Genomic DNA, 25,816 nt, shown 5'->3' on the forward strand with positions numbered 1-25,816 from the left:
GGTGGATTTCATGCCGGCGAGTGTACAAGAAGCCCTGCGCAGACGCAGGTTTGCGCAGGGGAAAAACCCGTTTGCAGCGGGGCACGGCAGTGCAGCGAAGGCATGGCGATACCACCGAGCGCTGTAGGAAAAAGCCCTGGGTAAGAATAAAGAATGTCTGATATTTCTTGTCCGATAAAACCTTCAGCGTCTACCGTTTGTCGTAGGTAACCGTGCGCATGAAGCGCCAAGCTGGAGAGTAATCGTACATGGCAAGATCCCCCGAACCCCCGCGCAGTCCCACCATCAATCCACCGGTCTTCTGGATCTCTGCCGTCATATTGTTGCTGCTGGTGCTCTACGCCAGCGTATTCCGCGATCACGCCCAAGAATTGTTCGCCCACATTCAGGGCTGGATCATCGGCAATGTCAGCTGGTTCTATATTCTCGCGGTGGCGCTGATCCTGGGCACGGTGGTGTTCCTGGGGATCAGCCGCTACGGCGACATCAAGCTGGGGCCGGACCACAGCACCCCCGACTACAACAATGCCACCTGGTTCGCCATGCTGTTCTCCGCCGGGATGGGCATCGGCCTGATGTTCTTCGGCGTCGCCGAGCCGGTGATGCACTTCCTCAAGCCGCCGCTGGGTGAGGGTGGAACGGTGATGGCTGCGGGCGAAGCGATGCGCATCACCTTCTTCCACTGGGGTCTGCACGCCTGGGCCATCTACGCGGTGGTGGCGTTGATCCTGGCCTACTTCAGTTATCGCCACGGCTTGCCGTTGACCCTGCGATCTGCGCTGTATCCCTTGATCGGCGAGCGTATCCATGGCCCGCTGGGCCATGCGGTGGACATTTTCGCCATCATCGGCACGGTGTTCGGTGTGGCGACCTCGCTGGGCTTTGGCGTGTCGCAAATCAACACTGGGCTCAATGCGCTGTTCGGTGTGCCGGTATCGATACCGGTGCAGATCGCCTTGATCATCGGTACTACGTTCCTGGCCACGCTGTCGGTCATGTCGGGTCTGGACAAGGGCATCCGTCGTCTGTCGGAGCTCAACCTGGGCCTGGCCGTGTTGCTGCTGCTGGGCGTGATGCTGCTGGGGCCGACCGTGCTCATTCTGCAGACCTTCGTGCAGAACACCGGCGGTTACCTCAGTGAAATCGTCAGCCGTACCCTGAACCTGTACGCCTATCAACCGACCGACTGGATCGGTGGCTGGACGCTGTTCTACTGGGGGTGGTGGCTGGCCTGGTCGCCCTTCGTCGGGCTGTTCATCGCACGCATCTCGCGCGGTCGGACCATCCGCGAATTCGTCACCGGCGTGTTGCTGGTACCGACCGCGTTCACCCTGCTGTGGATGACGGTGTTCGGTAACACGGCCATCCACATGATCCTCGACCAAGGCCTCACCGATCTGGCGGCCGCCGTGGAGAAGGACACCTCGCTGGCGCTGTTCGCCTTCCTCGAGCACTTCCCGTTCGCCAGCGTGATCAGCACCTTGGCAGTGGTGATGGTGGTGGTGTTCTTCGTCACCTCGGCCGACACCGGCGCGATGGTGGTGGACATGCTGGCCTCCGGCGGCCAGGAAGGCACGCCGATGCGCCAGCGAATTTTCTGGGCCTCGACCATGGGCATCGTGGCCATTGCCCTGTTGCTCGCTGACGGTCTCAAGGCGCTGCAGACCGCGACCATCGCCAGTGCGCTGCCGTTCACCGTGGCACTGCTGCTGAGCATGCGCGGGCTGCTCAAGGCGCTCAAGCTCGATGCCACCAAGCGCGACTTGCGCTACCAGGCGCTGGCGATTTCGCCGACGGCATCGCGCGCGGCTGGGAATTGGCAGCGGCGCCTGCGCACCTTGGCGATGTTCCCGCGCCGTTCGCACGTGCAGCGTTTCATCTCGGAAGTGGCGTTGCCGGCTTGCCAGTCGTTGGTCGAAGAATGGCGCCGACAGGGCTATGACTGCAGTGTCGAAGAGGGTGAAGGCGGGCGCGTAACGCTCAAGCTCGGCCCCAGCGACGACCTCTTCATCTACGAGATTCGTCCGCGCGCCTATGCCATGCCCAGCTTCGTGCTCAGCGACATGGCCGGGGAGGAGCGCAAGTATTTCCGCGCCGAAGTGCATTTGCGCGAGGGGGGGCAGGATCACGATGTGATGGGCTGGTCGAAAGACGAGGTGATCGGCGACATTCTCGATCACTACGAACGTCACCTGCATTACCTGCATTTGGTGGGGTGAGTCGCAAACGAAACGGGCCGCAGATGCGGCCCGTTTCAATTGGCAAGGCTGAAGTAGAACACACCTCAGTGTTTGGCCGCCTGGATCGCCAGCACGACACCATTGGTGGTCTGCACCAGGACATAGTTGTTGGCCATCTTCACCCAGTGACTTTCTTTCTCGGGTGCTGGCAGGCCTTTGGCCTTCCAGTCGCGCACGGCTTCGTCGTCACGCTTGTACTGGTCGGGCGCCTTGTCGCCGACTTTGAGTTCACGGTTATGCGACTCGGGCGCCTTGACGCTCTCGACGTTGGACTCGGCCGCCTGCGCGCTCAGTGGCAGTTGGGTCAGGGGCAACGTGAAGAGCAGGGCGCACATCAGGGAACGGGTTTTCATGCAGGCTTTCCTCATGGACATTCTGTAAATACGACAGCGACCTGTGCGTGACAATTCACTCCATGCGAAGCGCAGTGCTACAGTCGCTTCTTTTTTCTACCGAGGATGCAACATGCGAGCACTACTGCCGATGGGCGCGGCGCTGCTGATGATCGGTTGTGCGTCGTCGACCATGGAGGCTGCACGCACCGGTCAGCCCGGCGCGCGCCTGGATTCGCAGAAGGCGCCGGAGATAGTCGCCCAATGCATACAGTTCAGTTGGCAGGAGGAGACGCGCTTCGGCGTCGACGCCAGCGGCTATCTGGAGTCGCGCAAGGCCGGAGGCTTCACCGTCTACACGCGCGAGGCGGAATCGTTCGTCGACGTCTACCCGCAGGCCGGCGGGACGCGGGTCGACTACTACGCGCAAAAGAGCGACATGGTCGCGCTGCAGCGCAAGGCCGCGGCTGCGACCTGTCTGTAAGTCATCGCGGCATGTAGCGCAGTTGCCAGCGCCGCGGAATTTTCCACGAGGCCAGCGCCAGCATCACGGCCACTAGCGCGCTGGCCAGTAGTGCGGCGCGTTCGAAGCGTTGCTCGAGCAGTACGCCAAGCACGGCACCGATGAACATGCCGCTCCACGGCACCAGTTGCACACGCCAGCCCAGGCGCTGTTGACCCAGCAACGTACGTCCCAGGCCTCGGCCAAAGCGCGAAAGAGCGCCCGTCACATAGGTGAGTCCGATCGGCAAGCCGTTCACTTCTTCAACTACTGCGTTGATCATGCCCATCGCTGTGACCGCCGCCAGCAGTGCGGCCAGTTGCAGCGCTTCGGGCAGCAGCCCGGCCAATGCAAGCAACAAGCCGATCAATCCCAGCAAGGGCCAGTGGCGCCGGCCACTGCGGGCCGCGACGATCACGCCGAGCGCGTTGCCCAGGATGAATGCGCCAATCACCAGCGCCAGGCGCACGATGGGCCCCCACTCGGCATTGCCCAGGGATACCGCCAGGCGCGTGGTATTGCCGCTCATGAACGAGACGAAGTCGCCGGTGGCCAAAAAGCCGATGGCGTCGGTCATGCCGGCCAGTACCGACAAGGCGGCGACGAAGTACAGCCCTACCGTGCCACGGCGCTGCAGATGACGTTGGCGGTGGCTGTTGGGTGACGGACTGCGGGGCAGCATCGCGGGGTTCCTCCAGTCTGGCCGGGCGTCAGTGGCCCGGCGGTTGCGGCTGGCGGAGTATATCCGAGGATGGCAGCGCGATACTGACCAACGGCAGCTTGCCGCTGCTGGTGTCGATCAGGACAGGAAACCGCCGTCGACGTTGAGGGCGGTGCCCGTGGTGTAGCTGGAGGCGTCGCTGGCCAGGTACAGCACTGCGCCGGCCATTTCGCTGGGGTCGGCAACACGCTTGAGTGGAATCTGCTGCAAGGCGGCCTTGAGGATGGCGTCGTTCTTCACCAGCGCCGAGGCGAACTTGGTGTCGGTCAGGCCGGGCAGCAGGGCGTTGCAGCGGATGCCGAACTGCGCGCATTCCTTGGCGAACACCTTGGTCATGTTGATCACCGCCGCCTTGGTCACCGAGTAGATGCCCTGGAACAGCCCGGGTGTGACGCCATTGATCGAGGCCACGTTGATGATGCTGCCGCCGCCGTGTTCGCGCATCAGCTTGCCCGCTTCCACCGACATGAAAAAGTAGCCGCGGATATTGACGTCCACGGTCTTCTGGAAGGCGCCGGCATCGGTGTCCAGCACATTGCAGAACTGCGGGTTGGTGGCGGCGTTGTTGACCAGGATGTCCAGGCGTCCGAACTGCTCGCGGATACCGGCAAAGACCTGCTGGATCTGCTCCAGCTCGCCGATATGGCAGGCCACGGGCGTGGCCTTGCCGCCGGCCGCGATAATCGCGTCGGCGACCTGTTGGCAGCCGTCCAGTTTGCGGCTGGAAACGATCACATGGGCGCCTTGCTGGGCCAGCAAGTGGGCGATGGCCTCGCCGATGCCGCGGCTGGCGCCGGACACGAAGGCGATCTTGCCATCGAGGTCGAACAGGGAGGTCTTGGACATGCCGGGGTTCCTTGTGGTGAAGTTCAGGGCCTGCGCAGTTCAGAGAGAAGACGCGTCGATCACCTGCAGCGCCATGTGCTCCAGCAGACGGTTCATGTGGATGAACTGGGCGAAGCGCTTGTCCTGGGTTTGGCCGTGGTGGAAACGGTAGTAGATCTGCTGGACGATGCCGGCGAGGCGGAACAGGCCATAGCAGTAGTAAAAGTCGAAATTGTCGATGCGAATGCCGGCGCGCTCGGCGTAATAGTCGACGAATTGTCTGCGCGTGAGCATGCCGGGTGCATTGCTGGGCTGGCGGCGCATCAGTTGCACGGCGGCGGGATCGTCCGCTTCGATCCAGTAGGCCAGGCTGTTGCCCAGATCCATCAGCGGATCACCGAGGGTGGCCATCTCCCAGTCCAGTACGCCGATGATATGCATGGGATTCTCTGCGTCGAGGATCACGTTGTCGAAGCGGTAGTCGTTGTGGATGATGCCTGGCCGTGGGTGGTCTTCAGGCATCTTCTCGCGTAGCCAGGCGACTACCGTTTCCCAACGCGGGGCATCGGGGGTCAGGGCTTTTTCGTAGCGGCTCGCCCAGCCTTCGACCTGGCGTTGTACATAGCCGTCGGGCTTGCCCAGGTCTGCCAGCCCGCAGTGGGTGTAGTCCACCTGGTGCAGTTCGACCAGGCGATCGATGAAACTCTTGCACAGGGCTTCGGTGCGACTGGCATCGAGGCCCAACTCGGGCGGCAGGTCCGAACGCAGGATGATGCCCTTGACCCGTTCCATCACATAGAACTCGCCGCCAATCAGCGATTCATCGGTGCAGTGCGCATAGGCTTTTGGGCAATAGGGGAAACCGGCGTGGAGCTGGTTGAGAATGCGGAACTCGCGGCCCATGTCATGCGCCGACTTGGCCTTTTGCCCGAACGGTGGCCGGCGCAGTACCAGCTCGCGCTGAGGATAGGCAATCAGGTAAGTCAGATTGGACGCGCCACCCGGAAACTGGCTGATGATCGGATGGCCGTCGAGGCCGGGCACATGCGCTTTGAGATACGGGTCGATGCGAGCGGCGTCGAGTTCTTCGCCGCGGCGTGCCTCGGTGGGCTGATCGGTGAGCGTCATGCCTTTTCCTTATTCCGGTTGGCAAGGATGATTGGCTAATCTAATGGCCTGGCCAGTATGGGACAAGCGTGCCAGATGGCCCATCGACGCGGGTGTTGCTGGTCGATCACTGTCCCTGATGAACCCTGCAAAGGCGCGGGCGAAAAAAAACCGAAGCGGCTACAGCTTCGGTTCTTTTCGATCAGCGCGGCACGCCACTCAGGAGGGGAACAGCTCGCTCAACTTCATCGACAGCATCATGTCGCCTTCCACACGCAGCTTGCCACCCATGAAGGCCTGCATGCCGTCGGTCTCGCCGCTGACGATGCCTTTGAGAGTTTCGCTGTCCATTACCAGGGTGCAGTTGGCGTCCGGATTCTCACCTTCCTGCAGCGCGCAGGTGCCATCTTTGACGATCAGCGCGTAGTGCTTGTCTTCGTCGGTGATGTTGAAGCCGAACACCAGGTCCAGGCCGGCGGCCGCAGCTGGGTTGAACTTCTCTTGCATCTTCTTCACGGCATCGGCTACGGAGGTCATTGTGCATTCCTTATTGAGGGATAGTCAGGTCCGCATAGGGACGGGATGTGCCGGGCTCTAACGATAGGTGATGAGCTCGGGTGTCTTCAGCAGCCGTATATGTGCCTGACTGTTGAAGGTGGCCAGGGTCACGTCGCTGCCACGGAACTTCAGGTGGCTCAGCGAGGTGTTGATGATCTGCCAGTTCAGCGCGAACGCCTGGGCTGGCGGGATGCCGGTCAGCAGATGGAGCAGGGCGGCGATGGTGCCGCCAGAGGTGAAGATGGCGATGGAGTCGCCACTGCCGGCTGTGGCCAGTACGCGATCTAGACCGCCTGCGACACGATCGAGGAAGTTGCCCCAGGTTTCCAGGCCGTCGTGCGCGCCGTGCTCGTCGTCGTGCCAGCGCTGGACCATCAGTGCGAACAGGCGTTGAAACTCGGATGGGTGCTGCGCAGCATTGCGCAGGACATGCAGCGCTTCAGGCTCGTCTGGCAGCAAGGCCGGGAGCAGGGCGCGGATCACACCCTCGGCATCGAATTCGTTGAATGCCGCGTCGGTCTCCAGAGCCGCGACCTGGCGTCCTGCGCCGGTCATTGCCGCCAGCGTCAGGCGTGCGGTGTCTTGCTGGCGGCGCAAGTTACCTGATAGGCAGCGGTCCAGATCCACACCGAGCAAGCCAAGGTGATCGCCCAGCACCTGGCTTTGGCGGATGCCCACGGGCGAAAGGACGTCATAGTCGTCGGCACCGAAGGAGGCTTGGCCATGTCGGATCAGGTAGATGTCGCCCACTGCATTGTCCGGCTGGATGATGAAGTTGTTGCGAGGTTAGGGCGGCCTGTGGAGGCTGTCAATGGAAAAACATACAAGCGTTTGAAAAGGTTGTTTGAACTGTGTTGCCAGCATTTTCCCACGCTGGTAGCCGCCCAAGCGCACCGGTATGCTTGCAACAGTTTCGCGCCCTGGGGCGTAGGTTCATTAAGGAGTCACTGTGGAGTTTCTTGCCGAATACGCAAGCTTTCTCGCCAAAACGGCCACGCTGGTCATTGCCATCCTGGTCATTCTCTCGGGGATCGCCAATCTGCGCGGTAAAGGTCGGCGCAAACCGGGTGGGCAATTGCAGGTCACCCGCCTGAACACGTTCTACAAAGACTTGCGCGAGCGTTTGGAAGCGGGTCTGTTCGAAAAGGCTGAGCTCAAGGCGTTGCGCAAGCAGCAGGCCAAAGCTGAAAAACAGGTCAAGAAGGGCAAGGCCAAACCGCAGGAAAAAGGCCGTGTCTATGTGCTGGATTTCGATGGCGACATCAAGGCCTCGGCGACCGAGAGCCTGCGCAATGAAATTACTGCGTTGCTCACCCTCGCCACACCCCAGGACGAGGTCGTGTTGCGTCTTGAAAGCGGCGGTGGTCTGGTCCACAGCTACGGTCTCGCCGCTTCTCAATTGGCCCGCATCCGCCAGGCGGGCATCCCACTGACCGTCTGCATCGACAAGGTCGCTGCCAGCGGCGGTTACATGATGGCTTGTATCGGCGACAAGATCGTCAGCGCGCCCTTCGCCGTGCTCGGCTCCATCGGCGTCGTCGCCCAACTCCCCAACGTCAACCGCTTGCTCAAGAAGCATGACATCGACTTCGAAGTCCTCACCGCCGGCGAGTACAAACGTACACTGACGGTCTTCGGTGAAAACACCGAGAAGGGACGCGAAAAGTTTCAGGAGGACCTGGATGTCACCCATCAGTTGTTCAAGGACTTCGTCGCCCGTTACCGCCCGCAGTTGCACATCGATGAAGTGGCCACCGGCGAAGTATGGTTGGGCGTTGCCGCACTGAATCGCAAGCTGGTGGATGAGTTGAGCACCAGCGATGAGTACCTGAGCACGCGTGCTCGGGAAGCCAACCTGTTCCACGTGCATTTCGCCGAGCGCAAGTCGCTGCAGGAGCGTATCGGTGTGGCGGCCAGCGGCGCTGTTGAGAAGGCGCTGATCGGTGTTTTGAGCAAGCTCGGCCGTCTGCGCTAACACCTTGAGCCCCTTGAAGATTTTTTTCTTTCAGGGGGTTGCAAGGGGCAGGAAATGCCGACATAATGGCGTCCATCGAAACGCAGCTTGCTTGAAAAAGTTAAGCAGTTTCAAGGGGATAGCGAAAGCTGACTCCAACTTTGAGGCCGAGTAGCAAAGTGGTTATGCTCCGGATTGCAAATCCGTCTACGCCGGTTCGATTCCGACCTCGGCCTCCACCATTCGAAAGCCCCGCAGCCGTTGAGGTTGCGGGGCTTTTTTCATGCCTGCCGATTGTCCATTCCCGCTGCATTTGGGACAGATTTTGGAACAGGCTCGCACCCACCCCCACCTAGTGCTGTTTAATGTTGCCCGCCGAGGACCTCAATAGATCTCTGAAGCCGGGCATCACCGGAGTATGTCGATCTGCCATCGCCTCAAAGGCGGTGAATGAGCCGAAGTCCGCTGAATGCAATCTTCAAAATACTGGTTGAACATACAGTATTGGTGTGGCATGGTTCCTTCCATCAGCGACAGGTCTGAGGTTTATGAAGCCTCGTCATCCCTGACCTTAGCGTGAAGACCTCGAGTCCCGAGCCATCGCCCATGAGCGCCATACGCCCAATACAGAGGCCTGAACTTAAATCAGCTCAGTAACGGAGTTTAAAATGGAAAAGGCAAACTCGGCGTCTCAAACCATGCAAGATCTTTGGACTCAAGTAGAACCGGTGGCTAACACTGGCATGCTTAGGCGCGTGGTTTTTGCGGATGGCAAGTTTTATGCGGCGGGTGGCAACGGTCTTCCCACAACCACTCAGATTATCAGCGGAAACGCGACTGGTACGGTATGGACCAAGCTCAAGGGCGCCGTCACGTCTGATAGCGGAAAAGTTATCAACGAGCTGTACTGGAACGGTATTGGGACTACGCTTCAAGCCCTTTCTCAATCCGGCAATGTGAGCTACGGCAGCACAGCGCGCCCTTTAAGGGATTGGACAGACCTTACGGCAACTGTACGCGCGTCCGGAGACTTATATGGCATTCTGTATTATCCGCCCATTTTGGGAACCTACGCGACCTGGATATTGGTCGGGTCTAACGGTAAAGTCTTTTCCCGTTATGGCGATTGGTCAGGCCAAGTGGAGCGCACTACGACTTTCACGTCTAGCGAGACTGTGTACTGCGTCAATGTCATTGGCGATTTTGTGTTGATTGCGGGATCGAGTGGGAAGCTGCTTAGCGCTACTAAGATGCCGACGAGTAATGTGCAATCATTCTCGAGCAGAACCAGTACTTTCGGTACTAGTACCATCCTTTCCATGAAGCTTTGCAACGGAAAAATGTTTATCGTTGGCGCAGATGGCAAGATGGCATATTCATCTAACGGAAATTACTGGACTGCTGTTGAAGATACCAGTTTCGGCGGAACCATCATCCGCGACATCGCTTACGGTAATGGCAAGTATGTAGCTGTCGGCGACGGCGGCAAGACAGCCGTTTCCGAGGATGGGATCGGCTGGGTTCAGCAAGCTAACACTTTCGCAGGAACCGATATCCGGAGCGTTGCCTACGGCAACGGTAATTTTGTAGCTGTTGGTGCAAGCGGCAAGATTGCTTACTGGACTCCGTGATCTCCAAGCTCTTTGCGTGACAGAGCCCAGCCGTCGCGCTGGGCTTTTTCACTTCCCACCCACGTCTGTTGCTCACCAACATATTCACTGCCTGTCTTGATGAAAACCTGTTCGGGCGTTGTATGGGTCTGAATTCGATTCCATGCATAGAAACCACCACTTCCATAGGAAGATGGACCTATTCCATGATCTGGCTGACCAAAAATCTCAAAAGCTTTACTGGCAGGTTGGCTGACCCGTTTTTGTGCAGCGACCTGTATCTGATCCTCGCTCGCAGGTTCAGAACCGACACAGCCGTAAAGCGCAACACAACTGAACACGATATTGCTGATTTTAGATGGTGTCATAGGGCTGCTCCTAGTTTCTGATCCCGCTGTGAATTGTGTCGAGGTGGTAAGCACGTACTCTTGACGCAAGTTTTAGTCAAGCGTCCGTGTAGCTCTACTCAACGCTAATCCTATGGTCGACCGGAAATTTGCGGAAAAACCCCAGAGCTCGAACTTTAGTGTATTGTGTGATTGGAGATCGAGTCGGTTCGACGGTGGAGCCAGTGGGTGATCCATTCTCGCGAACAACTCAACAGCAGGCGCGCCTGTGAGACGGATAGCAGGCATTGGCTAGAAATGGAGTTGCAGTGTTGAAAGCATGCGGTGTTTATGGATTTGGAATCTGCTTGGCAGGGATGGGTGCAATGGCCAAGGCCGAGGAGCGCCCACTGCATTGTGGCTCGGCAGCTACGATTACCAAGATTGATGGTATCCTGGTAGTGCAGACATCAGACGGGCAGAAGTTGACTTCAGTAGGCGAACATTTCCGCTACTTCCCCGAACGCGTGCTAAGGATCGAACGTCAATTCAACGACGGTTCAACCCTTTATATAAACGTCGCGCCGTCCGAATTAGCCTTCCAAAAGGCCGGCGGACCGATTGAGAAGTGTACAGGCTCTTGATGAGGCTTGTGTAAGGGTGTGAAGGACTCCCCGTAACCCTGCCCTCTATCGCATTGCTTTGGCGCAATGGGGTGCTGTCTATCAAGGCTGGGCAGCATTGGCGTCTTTCAAATCTTCTTGCGTGCAAGCCACTGATTGATCGGCTTGCAGTCGTATACCGAAGCCTCGAAGACGCCCCCATACCATTCCACCCTATCGTCATGGTCAGGATGAGCAGGATTGGCCATGGCGTCGAGGAAGTCCTGATAGCCAGGCGCTCCACCGACATCTTCCGGTGGGCAAGCATTCTCTCCCTCGATGCAATAATGCTCCTGAGGTGCCGAGATCATCGGCAAGCGCTTTTCAACCGTGATTCGGTGTTCCCAGCTATCACCGAAATCTTAAAGATACCCAAACCTCTTTTTGTTCTGTAGGGCATTGACCAGTGTCTTGCGGGTTTCTGAGTTCACCGGCGCCCCCCAATCATCGGAGCTGGGAGTGCCATATTTCTCACCGGCAATATCGAATTCGTGCAGATGGCTGTCAGTCCAGCCCATCACGGCTTGGATCACCCGGTGCAGTTTGCCCAACGTGATGGTTTCAGGAACCAGAAAGCGACGCCAGATCGTAGGCTCGATGTCGTTCAGTTCGATGTGCAGTAGCAGAAGTTCAGCCGGAGCTTTCGGTCGCCTTGCGGTGGCATCCATTCATCTAGCAGCCTTGTCATCATGAGTGTGGGTGAGAAGAGTCCGCTCCTGATCGCCATGATCAACCGTTGAGCTTCGCATCTCGCCGCTTATCTGGTGGTGCATGCCTATCCCTCCGGCAGCCCGACACCGCAAATGAACGTATCACTTCCAAGCCGATGCGAACCATATTCCACCACGTAGCCAGTGCCTCGCCGCTGCGCCTCTGCCTGGGCGGTTGACCGATCGGCGTACACGTCAACGAAATGCCAGGGATGTCGGTCCTTCAGCACCCCCCACCCCAGCACACATCCCTTTCTGGCAGGATCGGCAGGTAGGTTTCTTGCCAGGCTGCGAATACTCATGGTGCAGTCCTCTGAGCTCAATAGCATCAGTAAAAGTGGCTTTTGCCGATTGATCAAGCGCACGGGGCATACCACGGGCTGCGACGAGCCAACACAGTTCTCAGCGGAAATCCCTCATTGCACGATTCATCGGTGTTGCGCATGCTCGGGCTCGTTGGTCAATCAATCGATGGAGGTGGAACATGTCCGATCACGCACACGTCAGTAAGGCCCCCAGACCTGATCCTGCGGAGAAAAACGCCTTTTTCCCGTCCGACTACTCCCTGCAGCAATTCACCTCGCCCACGTCGGACCTCAACGGCGCCAACTATCCAGCACCCTATAGCGGGACAAAGAGAATTCTCATGATTGGCGCCGACGAGCGCTATTTGCTGACCGATAACGGTAGTTTCTTCTCCACGGGCAATCATCCGGTAGAAACCCTGTTACCGATGTATCACCTTGATGCCGCCGGTTTCGCGTTCGATATCGCGACCGTTTCCGGCAATCCGGTCAAATTCGAGTTCTGGGCCATGCCAGGCGAAGATCAGGCAGTGGCAGGCTTCTTCGACAAGTACCACGGTCAATTCCAGCAACCCCAGCGTCTGGCTGACGTGCTGGCGGCGGGCCTGGACACGTATGCGGCCATCTTCATTCCTGGGGGGCACGGTGCGCTGATCGGCATTCCCGATAGCGCCGAGGTGGGTGAGGTGCTGAAGTGGGCCGCCGCACATGAGCGCTTCGTCATCTCGCTGTGTCATGGGCCGGCAGGGTTCCTCGCCGTGGGTGACAGCGACCTGTACCGCGGCTACAAGATCTGTGCGTTTCCCGATGCACTGGATGCGAAAACGCCGGAAATCGGCTATATGCCTGGCCATTTGACCTGGAAGTTTGGTGAACGACTCAAGTCGCTAGGCTTCGAGATCGTCAATGACGATATCAGCGGAGCCGTCCATCGCGACCGCACCCTGATTACCGGCGACAGTCCGCTCGCGGGAAACAATCTGGGCAAACTGGCGGCTGAAGTCCTGCTCAAGGAAATGACGGCGTAGTGTCCAGCGCTAGCGCCCTGGAGGCGGTGTTACGCTGCGCGGCGACCGTCGAGGTCGCCGAGTCGCTCGATCAGGTCCGTGACGACGTTCGACGCTTCTGTGCGGGCCTGGGTTATGACCGCTTCATGCTGTTTTCGACGTCGGCTGGGCAGAGCGAGCCGGTGGAGCGTATCTATTGGCTGGAAGGGGACTGGTTCGGGACGGGTGAGGCGGTTGACGCCAAGACCTACATGCAGCGCTGCCCGGTCACGCGCCATGTTGTGACTGCACGCGAGCCGTTTTTCTGGACCAAGACACGGCACGCGGCCGACGGTGAACTGTATCGAATCGTGACCACGCCCCGCGGCCCCGGCATCCATGGGCTGCAAGTGCCATTGTTCGGGCCCTTGGGGTTGGAAGGCGCGATGAGCTTGGGGGGCGCGAGCATCGACGCCAGCGTCCAAGCGCGCTGGGCCGTGAAGGTCGTGGCCGAGGCCGCGTTTCTGGCCGCGCGTCGATTGCTGGCACCACCCCCAGAGGTCGCGCCGGGTCAGTTATCCACGCGTGAGCGCGAGGTGTTGGCCTGGATTGCTGCAGGGCGGCGACAGGGCGATATCGCGGCGACCTTGGCGCTGTCTGAGCGCACGGTGGAAAACCACCTTAGGCGTATCCGCAAACGGCTCGAAGTCAAGACCACGGCCGAGGCGATACGCGTCGCCATACGTAATGGCGAAATCGGTGCCTGATACAGCGCGGTCTCAGTCGCAGCTACTGGAGCCAGAGTCACCGCCGCTGTCACTGGAACTGCCGCCGTCGCCGGACGAATGCGTGCTGTGGTCCGACCCGTAGCAGTGGTTGTTGGAGCGATCGGAGGTCGAACAATCCGATGATTGCAGGCTGTGCAGCGTGCCGAGTGTACCCAGGGTGATCATCGGATCGACCCCCTGGCCCTGTCGAACACCCTCCAGGCCCGCGTTGCGGGTTGGGCTGTTCCGTCTGCGTTTGAATAACCGAGTCAAGAAGTTGAACATGTCCATCCTTGTACGCCTGCCAAGGCGGCGTTGGGTGATTTGGCGGCAGCTGGCGTTGAGACTTCACGTGCTTGCACTTCGATGCGCTTTGCCCGCGCCAGCCGGAGAATACTATCGCTTGAAGCAACACGCATGAGTTGATGCGCAATCAGCGAAGTGGTTCTCGAATGACGGCCATTCACAGTGCCGTGCGCAGTCCGGTCCTGTGTGACCATGCGTTGATAGGCCACCGCCCGTGCGGCAAACTCCGGCGTACTGAAGCGGCTGAGACTACCGTCAGCTATGCAACGGTATGCAAAAAAAACTGCAGACGAGTATTCCCGGTGCGCAAAGCTGATCGCCTTTTCCAACTGGTCAATTTGATCCGCGTTCATCAGCCTGTGACTGCCGAACAGCTTGCACAGCGAATCGGTGTGTCCGTACGGTCGATCTACCGCTATATCGATGATCTTTCAGTCAGCGGCATTCCCATCTATGGCACCGTGGGTGTGGGGTATGCCCTGGCTGCTGACTTCGAACTGCCGCCGCTGACGTTGAACACGCTCGAGTTGGACGCGCTGATGCTGGGAGTGGAAATGCTCATGGCGGCTGCCGATGATGACCTCGGCAGTGCAGCGCGCACCGTGTTGAGCAAGATTTCAGCCGCTCTCAAGCAGCCGCCGAAAGATGCGGGCGCGGCGACGCTCAGAGCCCTTGGCAACCTTACGGACTCATCACGTCGCCATCTGGGCGTGCTGCGAAGAGCCATCGAACAGCGGGCGGCGCTGAAGATCAGCTATCGCCGTATGGACGGCGAGCTTTCCCAGCGCCTGATTCGTCCCCTTGGCCTGTTTTATTGGGGAGGAAAATGGACGGTCGGAAGTTGGTGCGAGGCGCGAGCGGCGTACCGCGATTTTCGTGTCGATCGTATTATCGCGGTCGCGGTGGCAACTCAAACGTTTCCTGATAATCCTGCTGTCGATCTTCGCCTGTACATGAATCATCAGGCGAGTCAGTGGCGTGCCATCACGGGCACTGACAATACGGTGTCAGTATGAGTCTCTGACAATGGGGCCTTCCCTACACACTGGAGGTCATCCCCATGCAACACACCGCTCAGGTACTCGAGTTGGCTATTTTCAAAGTCAAGCAGGAATGTGTGGCGCAGATGCCGACCTTGCGCTCCGGACTTCGGGAAACCTTGAAGTGCTTTCCCGGCTTGATCGATTACCGCGCCTATGCGCCGCTGGGCGATGACCGCGTGTTCGTGGATCTAGCGATATGGGAAAGTCTTGAATATGCCCAAGACGTGGCAAAAGCGTTCCGTGAAGGTGATGCACGATTCGCTGAGTACGCGCACGCCATCGAAGACCTGACATTCATGAGCCACTTCGCCGTGTCCTGACCCCGTTTGCGCGGCCGGTGTCCGCGCTGTTGCCGGCCGCTCCCTGGTCAGTATCGAGAACGTGCGGTGGGTCTGAAAAAATCCGAACGTAGCGGCTTCCCCGGTATCCAAGCCAACATGGCCAAGATTACCGATGGCGCTGAAGTTTCCTGCACAGTGATAGTGCGTGTGGGAAGTTGCCGAAGCCGCCTTTAGTGTGAGGAAAGCGCAGTGCCCAACAGCGATCTCAGAGTTGACAATCGATTCACTGCCGAGGTCCTGGGTCACCCCAAGGATATCTTCTTCGCGGCGGTTGAAAGCACCCGCATGCCGATGATCGTCACCGATCCCAATCAACCCGATAACCCGATCATCTTTGCCAACCACGCCTTTCAGGAAATGACGGGTTATGGGCTGGAGGAACTGCTGGGCAGCAACTGCCGGTTTCTCCAAGGCAAGGACACCGACCCGGAGGTGGTTGCTGCCATTCGCCAGGCCGTCGAGCAGCGTTACGATTTTTCCACCGAAGTGCTCAACTACCGCAAGGATGGCAGTTCGTTCTGGAATGCACTGTTCATTTCTCCGATCTACAACGACGCCGGTAAACTGACCTACTTCTTCGCCTCGCAACTGGATGTCAGCAGACGCCGGGATGTCGAGGAGGCGCTGCGGCAGTCGCAGAAGATGGAGGCGCTGGGGCAACTGACCGGTGGCATCGCCCACGACTTCAACAACTTGCTTCAAGTGATTGGCGGCTACGTTTCGCTGTCCAAGGCGGCGGCCGAGAAGGACCAGCCCGATTTCGCCAAGATCGTGAGAAACCTCACGTACGCCAGCAACGCCGTGGACAAGGCCAATACCTTGACTCGGCAGTTGCTGGCGTTCTCTCGAAAGCAATCGCTTCAGGGACGGGTGATCAATATCAATCAGATCGTCACCGACGCGAAGGTGCTGATCAACCAGACATTGGGGGATGGGGTCAACGTCACGTTGGACCTGGATCCGAATCTGCACAATTGCCGTATCGACCCCGCCCAGGCACAGATCGCCTTGCTCAATGTGGTCATCAATGCCAGGGATGCGATGGCGGGGGATGACGATCCCGCTTTGAACATCGAGACCCGCAATGTGATCGTCACCCCGGACGCGCGCGCCTCTTACGAGGGCTTGCTGGCGGGTAGTTATGTCTGCATGGCCGTGACCGACAACGGCGATGGAATGTCGGAACTGGTACGCGATCGCGCCATGGACCCGTTCTTCACCACCAAGGATGAAGGCAAGGGCACTGGCCTCGGCCTGTCCATGGTCTACGGGTTCGCCAAGCAGTCGGGCGGGGCGGTGAAGATCTACTCCGAAGAACACGTGGGTACCACACTGCGTTTCTACTTCCCCGCCGACGCCAGCGAGCTCCAGCCCATCGAGCAGCGCTCGGCCAGCTACGCCAAAGCAGGGCACGAGCGCATCCTCATCGTCGAGGACCGTCTGGACGTCGCCGAGCTGGCCCAGGTGATCCTGCAGGAGCATGGCTACAAGACCCTGGTGGCCAAGGATGCCCAGCAAGCGCTGGAACTCTTCGAGGGCGATGATGCATTCGACCTGCTGTTTACCGACCTGATCATGCCAGGCGGCATCAATGGCGTGACCCTGGCGCGCAGGGTGCAGTCGCAGCGACCCGCCATCAAGGTGCTGTTGACCACCGGTTACGCCAAGAGCTCCATCGAGCGCACCGATATCGGAGGCGCGGAGTTCGAGGTCATTTCCAAGCCTTACCTGCCACAGGAACTGGCGCGCAAGGTGCGTCAGGTGCTGGATTCTCCAGGCGGGGTGTGAGGATGAGCTTGAACTGCATCTGCGCGAGGATGCCCAACCTTTGACAGCCACGGAGCACTGCACATGACCGATCAGCAGCAAGACCCCAAGCAGGACCAGGTACCCGCTCACTCCACTGAGGCGGAGAGGGCGCGACTGAAGGACAAGCATAAGGACGCCATCCCGCCAGGGGCGGAATGAAGCCGCGCAACTGAACGCGGCAAGCCTCAGTCTCGCCAGCGCCCACCCCTCGAATCGAGGCCCTGTTCAGGGCCTCAGTCAATTTCAGCGTCTGGATCACAGTGCCGTCGGCGTTCGATCCCTGGCCATCGATCAGTTACCATCACGTCGCAGGCACTCAAAAAGTGCTTTGATTTCAATTTGATGGCGCTGAGACCGCCGTCGCCGGCGACAGGATCCATGTTTTGACCCACCCCGTGCAAAATCCGGTGCTGCAGTACCTGGCGCGCCTGGCGCCGTCCAGCCAGATGACCCTGCGTTACATCCTTCAGGATGCCGCCGACCGCCTGGGCTTTGCCGATCACGATATCGCCACGGTGCCTTGGCACGGGCTCGAGGCGGGCCACATCATTGCGCTGGTGGCGGCGCTGCGTACCGATGGCTATGCCCCTAATACGTCATCGCTGTACGTCAACGCTGTGCGCGGGGTGATGAACGAGGCCTGGCGCCAGGGACTGATCGACCACGAACACCTGCTGCGCATTCGCGAGGTCAAGCCCGCCAGTGGCACGCGCCTGCCGCCAGGACGCAACCTGAAGCGCAGCTTGATTCGCGAACTGATGGACGTCTGTGCTGCCGACCCGCGACCGCAGGGCGTGCGCGATGCGGCCATCATCGCCTTGCTGTACGGCACCGGCATGCGCAAGTCCGAGTCGGTCGATATCGACCTGGCCGATGTCGACTTCCAGGAGCGCAGCCTGCGGGTCGTGGGCAAGGGCAATCGGCAGTTGATCAAATATGCCCCGCCGTGGGCGTTCGAGAAGCTTGGCGCCTGGCTGGCGTTGCGTCGTGAGCACCTGCCGACCGGCGTGACAGACGACAGCTTTCTGTTCAACCGCATCCGTCGTGGCAATCACATTACTCGGGCACGTATCACCAAGCATGCCATCTACTACATCGCTCGGCAGCGCGGCGCGCAGGTGGGCGTGAAGATCATGCCACACGATTTTCGGCGTGCATTCATTACGCGGGTGATCGAGGAGCATGACCTTTCCATTGCCCAGAAGCTGGCGCACCACGCCAACATTCAGACCACCGCAGGCTACGACCGCCGCGACGACAACGAGCGGCGGCGGGCGGTTGAGCGATTCGATTACTGAGTTCGCGGCAGAGAAGTGTCAGCGGGCGAGTGTGGAGGGCAGGAGGTTTTCTTCCAGGCTGAAGCGGTAGCTCACATCGATGTCGTCCGTGGGACGCTGGCAGTGCGTGCGCCTGAGCACGAACTCGAATGCTGGCTCATAGAAGTCCTCTCTCAACACTGCACCGGCCAGCACCTCCACGTGATACCAGCCGTTGTCCAGTTCGATGATCGGACGGCCAGGCACTTGATAGCGGGCCAATAGATCGCCCAGGGTCTTGTGGGTGAAATGCTGCAGGATGCGCCAGGTGAACAGCATCAAGGCGCGATGTTCGACCTGCAGCACGTACCCTGCGCGGCGGTGTGCGACGCGGTTGCCGGGTTCCAGCAGGGCGGGGATGGGTTCGTCCAGGCTGAAGATGATGCGGTAGGGCAGGTTGTCGACCCCCGCCAAGGGCACAACCACGCCTTCGAGCACCGCACGATCGCCACTGTCGCCGGAGGTGAACGCGCGCGCCAGATCGTCCGGCAGGTCGTTCTCCTCCTTGAAACGCGCCAGACGCTGAATGTCGGCGAGCAGGAAATAGTCGATCAGATCGTTGAGCACTTCGCTGAATTCGTGGCGCATCGGTTCGGCTCCTTGGGCGCGGCGTCAATGACGCTGGCTGAGCTGGATCAGGTTGCCGCAGGTGTCGTCGAACAGCGCCACGGTCGTTGACCCGGTCACAGTGGGCGGCTGGGCGAACTGCACGCCACTGGCGCACAAGCGCGTGTACTCGGCCTGGATGTCCCGCACCGCAAACGAGGTGGCGGGAATGCCCTCGGCCTTGAGCGCAGCCTTGTAAGCCTGGGCGGCGGGGTGGGTATCCGGCTCGAGCAGCAGTTCCACTCCGTTCGGATCGTTCGGCGACGTCAAGGTGAGCCGGCGATGCCGGCCCATGGGGATGTCGTCCTTGGGCTGGAAACCCAGTATGTAGTGGTAGAAGGCCAGGGCCTTGGCCTGGTCGTCGACAAGGATGCGGGTGACCACGATCTTCATAGGCGGCTTCGCTGCTGAGGGGCATAGCCCTAAGTAAAGACGCTGCGCTGCATTTGACCAGCCTTCACTGCGGCGAGCCGAACACGCCGGTCCAGTAGATGCCGGCATCGCTCTTCGGATCCACCGCATAGGCCGCGCCCAGGTCACGGTAGTCGGGGTTCATCAGGGTAGCGCAGTGGCCAGGGCTGGCCAGCCAGCCATCGACCACCTTGCGCGGCGTGTCGCGCCCTGCGGCGATGTTCTCGCCAATCTGCTGGTACAGATAACCCGCAAGTTCTGCGCGATCGCCAGGGGTACGCCCGTCGTGGTCGATATGGTCGAAGAAGTTCTGGTTGGCCATGGCGCGGGTGTGATTGGCCGCGACATCGGCCAGGATGGCATTCCAGTTCAAGGGCTGCGCTGCGGCGAAGGGCTGGCCGCCGCACTGGCGCGGCAGCTTGCGCGCGGCATTGACTTCCTGCAGCAATTTTTGTCCCTCTGCCTGCCAGTCACCGAGGCGACCGCTGAGCAGCGGGCGCGCCAGCACGATGCGCCAGTCGCGGCCTTCCTGGCTGACGCCGATATCGACGAACTGCGGATCGAGCACCACCTGGCAGAAACTCTCCTCGATGGCGCCCATGGCCGCTTTTGCGTCCCGTGGGCCAGACAGGCTGATGGCCTGGACGTTGACCATGGGGTAGGCGGCGCGCGTCATGGCCTGCTGCAGGTCGCGGGTGCCTTCCGGCGACAGGGCCAGGCGGGTGTCACTGTTGAGCGGCGGCAGCTCGAGCGACGCCTCGCCACCGCAACGTTGGGTCTGGCTGCGGTAGAGGTTGATCGCTTCGATCAGTTGCGCTTCATCGCCGCTCGACGCCTGGACGTTGATCGGGTTCAGCAAACCCAGCGACAGGGCGCCAAGGCAGGCGAGGGATGACAGGACGCGCATCAAGAATCTCCCTATGACTGGCAGTGGCCTGGTGGGGGCGCTGCCCATCCTACACAAGCCACCGGTTTTTGGCCTGGCTTGTGTGTTGCGGTGAGCCATCGGTGAGCCGATGGCGGCAAAAGAGGCAGTAGACAGGCCGCGCGCGAAAAAGTGCGATTTGTTGGAAATAATTCGCAACATCGATTATAAACGCGACTCACTTGCAATAATGCTGGCCAGGAAGGCTCTTCAATCACCTACTCAGGAGCCTTTCATGGCCTACACCTGTCCGATGCGTCCGACCTTGATCGCGCTTTGCTGTTCCGTCGGTCTGAGCGCCCAAGCGGCGGACGGCCCCCTTGTACTTGACGCCACTGCCGTCAATGCCGACGCCTTCAAACCGGCCTCCAGCCCTTTGCCTGAAACGTTCGCCGGTGGGCAAGTGGCCCGGGGCGGGCAGATGGGCGTGCTGGGTAATCAGGACATGATGGACGTGCCGTTCACCCTGACCAGCTATACCGCGCAACTGATCGAGGATCAGCAGGCCGAAGACATCGGCGATGTGCTGCTCAACGACCCCTCGGTGCGCCAGTCCTTTGGTTTCGGCAATCAGTCGCAGGTCTTCGTGATCCGCGGGCTGCCGCTCAGCGGCGACGATGTGGCCTTCAATGGCTTGTATGGCGTACTGCCCAGGCAAATGATTTCAACCGATGCGGTAGAGCGGGTGGAACTGTTCAAAGGGCCCAACGCTTTTCTCAACGGCGCCAGCCCCACCGGCACGGGGCTGGGTGGCAACGTCAACCTGCAGCCCAAGCGCGCTGACGACATCCCGACCCGCCGCTACACCCAGGACATCACCACTGACGGGCGTATTGGCGAGCATCTGGACATTGGCCAGCGCTTTGGCGAAGACAACCGTTTCGGTGCACGCTTGAACCTGTCCCAGCGCGAGGGCGACACGGCGGTCGACGATCAGAATCAGCGCAGCAAGCTGTTCGTTGCAGGCCTGGACTACCGCGGCGATCAACTGCGTGTCTCGAGCGACTTCGGCTACCAGAAGCAGCGCGTCAACCACTTGCGTAACTCCGTGCGCCTGGGCGCGGGTGTCACGGATATCCCGCATGCGCCCAGTGCTGACCACAACTATGGCCAGGACTGGTCCTGGACCGAGACCGAAGATACCTTCGGCATGCTGCGGGGCGACTACGACTTCAACGAGCATTGGAGCGGTTACCTGGCTGGCGGCATCAAGCACACCCGCGAAACCGGCTTCTACGGCACGCCCGTGCTGACCAACGCGGCCACCGGCGCTGCGACCATCGCCGGTTCGCAAATTCCGCACAATGAAGACAACGCGAGTTTCATGACCGGGCTCAACGGCCGCTTCCAGACTGGCCTGGTCAGTCACCAACTGAACCTGGGCGCGGCGAGCATCTGGACCGAACAGGAAAATGCCTACGTTTTCTATAAGTCTCAGCCGACCAATATCTACGACACCTTGCCGGTTCCGCGTCCTGCCAACGTGAGCGCGAGCGCGGGCCTCCTGAGCGACCCGGGAGTCACGGGCAAGACGCGCAACCGCAGCGTGGCCCTGTCCGATACGCTCGGTCTGTTCGACGACACCTTGCTGCTCACCGCTGGCCTTCGTCGTCAGCAACTGCGGGTAGAGGGCTACGCCTATCGCGGCACGGGCGTCGACGGGGGGCGCACCGCGTTCTATGACGAGGCGGTCACCACACCGGTATATGGCATCGTCTACAAGCTCACGCCAGCACTGTCGCTGTACGCCAACAGTATCCAGGGCTTAGCCCAAGGCGCCACGGCCAGTGGCGAAGTGGTCAACGTCGGCCAGGTATTCCCGCCGGCCAAGACCAAGCAGGTCGAGGCCGGCATCAAACTCGACCAGCAGCGCTATGGCGCCAACCTGGCGGTCTATCGTATCGAGCGGCCCACTGACGGCTACCGCGAAGGCAACGTCTTCGTGCAGGACGGCCAGCAGATCAACAAAGGCGTCGAACTCAGCGTGTTCGGTGAGCCGCTTCAGGGGCTGCGTCTCATGGCGGGCGGCACACGCATGGACACCGAGCTCAAGAACACCCAGAACGGCAGCAACGATGGCAATCATGCCGTGGGGGTGCCGACGTTCCAGCTCAATGCCAGCGTCGATTGGGACGTTCCCGGTCTTCCCGGCGTAGCGCTCAATGCGCGCATGCTGCGCACGGGTGGGCAGTACGCCAACCCGGCCAATACCCTCAGCCTGCCGACCTGGAATCGCTTCGACCTAGGTGCACGCTACCGCTTCAAGGTTCAGGACAAAGACATCACCCTGCGCATGAACGTGGAGAACGTGGCCGACACGTCATACTGGGCGTCGGCCAACGGCGGCTACCTGACCCAGGGCGATCCACGCCTGGTCAAGTTCTCCGGCACGGTCGACTTCTGACGTTGACGTGTCAGCGAGCCGGACTCAGCGTGCCAGCGCTGTGCTGGGGCGGTAAAAGAAGAAATGGCGGGTCTGGGCGGTGCGCCGATACGTCTTCGCCCAGCTCGGTCGTACGTGGCGGTCGTGGAAAAACAGCGCGCCGGCGGTGCTGTCCGGCAGTTGCTGGTTGAGCGCCTTGCGCGCGATTTCCTTGGCGATGTCATAGCGCAGCGGCTCCTCGACTTGATCCGGACGCCCGTCGCACCACCAGGAAAACTGGCAACTGCGGTTTTCCACACCCTGCTTGACGACGCCGCAGATGGAGTCGGGGAAGCCCGGTTTGCCCAGGCGATTGAGCACCACATTGGCGACGCCGCGCATGTCCTTTTCGTCGGCGCCCTTGGCTTCCCAGTAAAGGGTGCGTGCCAGACAGGTGATGCTGTCGTCCAGCGGCGCCTGGCCGGCCGGGTCGACGGCCTTGACCTCGGCAGCGGTGATCTTTTCCGGGGGCTTGGGCGGTGGCGCGTCGTCGATCACCTTCTGCTCGAGCGCCTGGGCCTTGTCTTCGGCGATGGCCGCTGTGTTGCTGTCGGCGGCGTGCACCTGTGTGAAGGGCAGAGCGATGAGCAGGCTGAACGCAATCCACCGGTGGCGCATGATCGGATGTCCGTGTGACTGGGATCCGAGCATTCTAACCACGCGGCTTCAACCCAGGGTAAGGCTTAGCATCAACGGCAACGTCACGGCCGCCGCCACGGTCTGCAAGGCGATGATGGTCGCCATCAGCGGCGCGTTGCCGCCCATCTGCCGGGCCATTACGTAGGAAGACGATGCCGTCGGCAGCGCCTGGAACAGCACTGCCACGACGGCCGCCTGACCACCGAGCCCGAGCAGGCGACACAGGCCGAAAGTGGTCAGCGGCATGACCAGGAACTTGAAGACCGAGGCGGCCGCCAGCGGCTTGACCTGCTGGCCCATGCGCGCGCCGCCCAATGCCGCGCCCACGCACAGCAGCCCAAGGGGCAGTGCCGCCTGGCCCAAGGCCTTGATCGTTGGTTCCAATCCGGCGGGCAAGCCGATGCCGGTGACGCGCAGCAACAGACCCCCGGCGCAGCCGATGATCAGCGGGTTGGCGAAGATTGCCTTGAACACCGTGAACGGCGAGCTGTGCCGGGCGCTGAAGCGGGCGAACACCAGCACGCAGAGCAAGTTGACCAGCGGCACGATCGAGGCATTGGCCACGGCCGCCAGGGCGATGCCGGCGCTGCCATAGATACCCGCCGCCAGCGTGGCACCGATGTAATTGTTGAAGCGGACTCCGCCTTGGAATACCGAGGTGAAGTCGGCGCCATCGTGCTGCGCCAGTCCTTGGTAGAGCACCAGCAGCACGCCGCCGATGAGGGTCGAGAGCATCAGCACGGCGACCATGCCCAGCACGGGTACGCCATCCAGATTGGCGGTGGCCAGGCCATGCAGGAACAGCGAAGGCAGCAGCACGTAGTAGCTCAATCGCTCGGCGCCTGGCCAGAAGCTGTCGGCGAGAAAGCCGCGTGCGCGCAGCACGGTGCCTAGGGCGATGAGCAGGATGATGGGCACGAGCGTGGTGAGTAGCAGGGGCAGCATGAGCACGGATCCGAGTTCGGGTACCGGCACAGAGTACCCAGCCGCGCGGGCGGAGGAAACGCGTGTTTGCGCTCAGTAGACCCACACCTCCACCCGGCGATTGCGCAGGCGTCCGTGTTCCTGCTCGTTTCCGGCCACGGGCAGCTCATCGCCCATGCCTAGCACATCCTTCACCTGCACCCCGTCGCGTGCCAGCTCGCGGCGCACCGCCATGGCCCGCAGGCGTGAGAGCAGTGCGGCGCGACCAGGGGTTTCCTTGGGGTCGCTGAAGCCGACCAGTACCGCCTGGTCCTGCAGCTTGCCCACTTGACGCAGGTAATCGCCCAGGCGTTGTACATCGCGCAGCGCTTTGTTATCCAGGCTGGCGCTGCCCTCCTGAAAGCGGAAATTGACACTCAGGCGCTGCGCTTCGTTCGCCAGGGCGCGATACGGCGCGGGCATCCGTGGCTGCGCGGCGATGGTCAGTGGCGTGATGCCTTGGGAGACGAAACCCTGGGCGGCGACGATCGCCTGACCGGTTGGGCTCTGGCTGAACTCGGCAAGGGCCTTGGCGGGTGCGCTGGGGTTTGTGGGCAAATAGAAGAACAGCCTTCGCGACAGTGGATAGTCTTCGCTGGCCACGTTGGCCGAGGTGGGCAGCAGGGCCGGCGCGTCGCCCTCGGCGATTGCCAGCGCTTTGCCTTCGTGCACGGTGGTCAGGCTGCTGAAGCCGATGGCCGCCGGATCGGCCTTCACCTGTGCCGCCAAGGTTTCGCCGGATTCGAAGCGGGCGGCCTGGGGTGACAGCTCCTGGCCCTGCGGGCGCAGTACCAGGGTGCGAAAGGTGTCGAAGGTGCCGGAGCGATCGTCGCGCGCGTACAGGTGGATTGGGCCAGCGTGCCCGCCCAATTGCTCCCAGCGCTGGATCTGCCCGGAGAAGACCTTGGCCAGTTCGGCGATGGTCAATGCCTGCAAAGGGTTATCGGGATGCACGACCACGGCCACGCCATCGAGGCCGATCACCTGCTCGCTGGAGGCGCTGCGCAGGTCGCCCAGGTGCGCCAGCTCGCGGGCCTCCTCGTCGCTGATCGGTCGCGAGGCGGCCGCTAGATCGGCCTCGCCCTGGGCCAGGGCGCTGAAACCGGTGCGGGTGCCGTGGGCAGCGATACTGATCCGCAGGGGCGCGCCGTGGGCATTAATGACGCTGACCTCGACCTCGTTGGCCTGCCCGCCAGACTGGCTGCGGATAGCCTGTGCGCCTTGGCCTTGCAGGAATCCGCGCACCAGCGCCGGTGCCAGCGCTGCGCCAATGGTGTTCGAACCTTGAATACTCAGCCAGGCCGGCTCTGCGCGGACCAGCAGGGGTAGCAGGCAGAGCAGCAGGGCGAGTGGGCGACGCATGCCGGAGTCCTTGGGCATAGGAGTGTCCGGCAGATTACGACAGGCGTGTGACTGAAAAGTGACGGCGC

Annotated in this window: 25 protein-coding genes, 1 tRNA gene and 2 pseudogenes; 13 read left to right on the forward strand and 15 right to left on the reverse strand. The window is 60.9% G+C overall.

Annotated elements, in window-relative coordinates; all coding sequences use genetic code 11:
• The first annotated feature begins 248 nt into the window (after positions 1-248).
• A complete protein-coding gene (locus Q6A47_RS11025; protein ID WP_029613244.1) occupies positions 249-2,219 on the forward strand; it encodes a BCCT family transporter in 1,971 nt (656 codons plus the stop codon).
• A gap of 65 nt (positions 2,220-2,284) precedes the next feature.
• Here Q6A47_RS11025 and Q6A47_RS11030 read toward each other — a convergent pair whose 3' ends face one another.
• Positions 2,285-2,593, reverse strand: a complete 309-nt coding sequence (locus tag Q6A47_RS11030; protein WP_029613245.1) for an RcnB family protein — start codon at positions 2,591-2,593, stop codon at positions 2,285-2,287.
• A gap of 112 nt (positions 2,594-2,705) precedes the next feature.
• Here Q6A47_RS11030 and Q6A47_RS11035 point away from each other — a divergent pair, with 112 nt between their 5' ends.
• Positions 2,706-3,056, forward strand: coding sequence for a hypothetical protein (locus Q6A47_RS11035; RefSeq protein ID WP_304484322.1), 351 nt, complete (start codon positions 2,706-2,708; stop codon positions 3,054-3,056).
• A gap of 1 nt (position 3,057) precedes the next feature.
• Here the strand turns inward: Q6A47_RS11035 and Q6A47_RS11040 are convergent, their stop codons facing one another.
• The 5 genes from Q6A47_RS11040 to Q6A47_RS11060 all read right to left on the reverse strand — a co-directional run bounded on the left by Q6A47_RS11040 (position 3,058) and on the right by Q6A47_RS11060 (position 7,035).
• Positions 3,058-3,756 (reverse strand): YoaK family protein, encoded by a 699-nt coding sequence (locus tag Q6A47_RS11040; protein ID WP_029613247.1) that lies wholly within the window; start codon positions 3,754-3,756, stop codon positions 3,058-3,060.
• Between the two features lie 117 nt (positions 3,757-3,873).
• A complete protein-coding gene (locus Q6A47_RS11045) occupies positions 3,874-4,641 on the reverse strand; it encodes an SDR family oxidoreductase (protein ID WP_039577094.1) in 768 nt (255 codons plus the stop codon).
• A 39-nt stretch (positions 4,642-4,680) separates the two neighbouring features.
• Positions 4,681-5,748 (reverse strand): phosphotransferase family protein, encoded by a 1,068-nt coding sequence (locus tag Q6A47_RS11050; RefSeq protein ID WP_116888014.1) that lies wholly within the window; start codon positions 5,746-5,748, stop codon positions 4,681-4,683.
• 198 nt (positions 5,749-5,946) lie between these two features.
• Positions 5,947-6,264: an SCP2 sterol-binding domain-containing protein gene (locus tag Q6A47_RS11055; RefSeq protein ID WP_039577097.1), complete on the reverse strand. Its 318-nt coding sequence runs from the start codon at positions 6,262-6,264 to the stop codon at positions 5,947-5,949.
• Positions 6,265-6,321: 57 nt separating this feature from the next.
• Positions 6,322-7,035 (reverse strand): histidine phosphatase family protein, encoded by a 714-nt coding sequence (locus Q6A47_RS11060; protein ID WP_304484323.1) that lies wholly within the window; start codon positions 7,033-7,035, stop codon positions 6,322-6,324.
• Between the two features lie 199 nt (positions 7,036-7,234).
• Here Q6A47_RS11060 and sohB point away from each other — a divergent pair, with 199 nt between their 5' ends.
• The 3 genes from sohB (at position 7,235) to Q6A47_RS11075 (ending at position 9,870) form a co-directional block, all read left to right on the forward strand.
• Positions 7,235-8,260, forward strand: coding sequence for a protease SohB (gene sohB / locus Q6A47_RS11065; RefSeq protein WP_304484324.1), 1,026 nt, complete (start codon positions 7,235-7,237; stop codon positions 8,258-8,260).
• Between the two features lie 144 nt (positions 8,261-8,404).
• Positions 8,405-8,478 (forward strand) — tRNA-Cys (locus tag Q6A47_RS11070).
• A gap of 429 nt (positions 8,479-8,907) precedes the next feature.
• On the forward strand, positions 8,908-9,870 hold the full coding sequence (locus Q6A47_RS11075; protein ID WP_304484325.1) for a hypothetical protein: 963 nt from the start codon (positions 8,908-8,910) through the stop codon (positions 9,868-9,870).
• Between the two features lie 53 nt (positions 9,871-9,923).
• Here the strand turns inward: Q6A47_RS11075 and Q6A47_RS22980 are convergent.
• A pseudogene (locus Q6A47_RS22980) lies at positions 9,924-10,127 on the reverse strand (hypothetical protein); the annotation flags it as partial.
• A gap of 434 nt (positions 10,128-10,561) precedes the next feature.
• Here Q6A47_RS22980 and Q6A47_RS11085 point away from each other — a divergent pair.
• Positions 10,562-10,819: a hypothetical protein gene (locus Q6A47_RS11085; RefSeq protein ID WP_304484327.1), complete on the forward strand. Its 258-nt coding sequence runs from the start codon at positions 10,562-10,564 to the stop codon at positions 10,817-10,819.
• 107 nt (positions 10,820-10,926) lie between these two features.
• Here the strand turns inward: Q6A47_RS11085 and Q6A47_RS11090 are convergent.
• Together Q6A47_RS11090 and Q6A47_RS11095 are read right to left on the reverse strand one after the other, a co-directional pair.
• A pseudogene (locus tag Q6A47_RS11090) lies at positions 10,927-11,505 on the reverse strand (plasmid pRiA4b ORF-3 family protein).
• 107 nt (positions 11,506-11,612) lie between these two features.
• Positions 11,613-11,849 (reverse strand): hypothetical protein, encoded by a 237-nt coding sequence (locus Q6A47_RS11095; RefSeq protein WP_080754719.1) that lies wholly within the window; start codon positions 11,847-11,849, stop codon positions 11,613-11,615.
• A 182-nt stretch (positions 11,850-12,031) separates the two neighbouring features.
• Here Q6A47_RS11095 and hchA point away from each other — a divergent pair, with 182 nt between their 5' ends.
• The 6 genes from hchA (at position 12,032) to Q6A47_RS11125 (ending at position 18,402) form a co-directional block, all read left to right on the forward strand.
• A complete protein-coding gene (hchA, locus tag Q6A47_RS11100) occupies positions 12,032-12,880 on the forward strand; it encodes a glyoxalase III HchA (RefSeq protein WP_304484328.1) in 849 nt (282 codons plus the stop codon).
• Positions 12,880-13,605, forward strand: coding sequence for a PA1136 family autoinducer-binding transcriptional regulator (locus Q6A47_RS11105; protein ID WP_116888017.1), 726 nt, complete (start codon positions 12,880-12,882; stop codon positions 13,603-13,605). The genes hchA and Q6A47_RS11105 overlap by 1 nt, the downstream gene beginning before the upstream one ends.
• A gap of 608 nt (positions 13,606-14,213) precedes the next feature.
• A complete protein-coding gene (locus Q6A47_RS11110) occupies positions 14,214-14,927 on the forward strand; it encodes a helix-turn-helix transcriptional regulator (protein ID WP_304484329.1) in 714 nt (237 codons plus the stop codon).
• Positions 14,928-14,971: 44 nt separating this feature from the next.
• Positions 14,972-15,274, forward strand: coding sequence for a hypothetical protein (locus tag Q6A47_RS11115; protein WP_304484330.1), 303 nt, complete (start codon positions 14,972-14,974; stop codon positions 15,272-15,274).
• A gap of 210 nt (positions 15,275-15,484) precedes the next feature.
• Positions 15,485-17,083 (forward strand): histidine kinase famiy protein, encoded by a 1,599-nt coding sequence (locus Q6A47_RS11120; protein ID WP_029613262.1) that lies wholly within the window; start codon positions 15,485-15,487, stop codon positions 17,081-17,083.
• 404 nt (positions 17,084-17,487) lie between these two features.
• Positions 17,488-18,402, forward strand: a complete 915-nt coding sequence (locus Q6A47_RS11125) for a site-specific integrase (RefSeq protein ID WP_304484331.1) — start codon at positions 17,488-17,490, stop codon at positions 18,400-18,402.
• 18 nt (positions 18,403-18,420) lie between these two features.
• On the opposite strand, the gene Q6A47_RS11130 is transcribed toward Q6A47_RS11125, so the two are convergent.
• From Q6A47_RS11130 to Q6A47_RS11140, 3 genes are all read right to left on the reverse strand, one after another.
• Positions 18,421-19,008 carry a hypothetical protein gene (locus tag Q6A47_RS11130; protein WP_304484332.1) on the reverse strand — a complete coding sequence of 196 codons (588 nt, stop codon included), beginning with the start codon at positions 19,006-19,008 and terminating at the stop codon, positions 18,421-18,423.
• Between the two features lie 24 nt (positions 19,009-19,032).
• Positions 19,033-19,419 carry a VOC family protein gene (locus Q6A47_RS11135; RefSeq protein WP_039577115.1) on the reverse strand — a complete coding sequence of 129 codons (387 nt, stop codon included), beginning with the start codon at positions 19,417-19,419 and terminating at the stop codon, positions 19,033-19,035.
• A 64-nt stretch (positions 19,420-19,483) separates the two neighbouring features.
• Positions 19,484-20,344 carry a CAP domain-containing protein gene (locus tag Q6A47_RS11140; protein ID WP_304484333.1) on the reverse strand — a complete coding sequence of 287 codons (861 nt, stop codon included), beginning with the start codon at positions 20,342-20,344 and terminating at the stop codon, positions 19,484-19,486.
• Between the two features lie 253 nt (positions 20,345-20,597).
• Between Q6A47_RS11140 and Q6A47_RS11145 the strand changes: the two genes are divergently transcribed.
• Positions 20,598-22,766, forward strand: coding sequence for a TonB-dependent receptor (locus tag Q6A47_RS11145; protein WP_304484334.1), 2,169 nt, complete (start codon positions 20,598-20,600; stop codon positions 22,764-22,766).
• Positions 22,767-22,790: 24 nt separating this feature from the next.
• Here the strand turns inward: Q6A47_RS11145 and Q6A47_RS11150 are convergent, their stop codons facing one another.
• The 3 genes from Q6A47_RS11150 to Q6A47_RS11160 all read right to left on the reverse strand — a co-directional run bounded on the left by Q6A47_RS11150 (position 22,791) and on the right by Q6A47_RS11160 (position 25,748).
• Positions 22,791-23,402 (reverse strand): cell wall hydrolase, encoded by a 612-nt coding sequence (locus tag Q6A47_RS11150; RefSeq protein WP_295488128.1) that lies wholly within the window; start codon positions 23,400-23,402, stop codon positions 22,791-22,793.
• 48 nt (positions 23,403-23,450) lie between these two features.
• Entirely contained in the window at positions 23,451-24,368 is a 918-nt protein-coding gene (locus Q6A47_RS11155) for an AEC family transporter (RefSeq protein ID WP_304484335.1), read from the reverse strand.
• A gap of 72 nt (positions 24,369-24,440) precedes the next feature.
• Positions 24,441-25,748, reverse strand: coding sequence for a substrate-binding domain-containing protein (locus Q6A47_RS11160; RefSeq protein ID WP_304484336.1), 1,308 nt, complete (start codon positions 25,746-25,748; stop codon positions 24,441-24,443).
• Between the last annotated feature and the right edge of the window lie 68 nt (positions 25,749-25,816).

It is taken from the genome of Pseudomonas boreofloridensis, assembly GCF_030580795.1.
GTDB classification, from domain to species: Bacteria; Pseudomonadota; Gammaproteobacteria; order Pseudomonadales; family Pseudomonadaceae; genus Aquipseudomonas; species Aquipseudomonas boreofloridensis.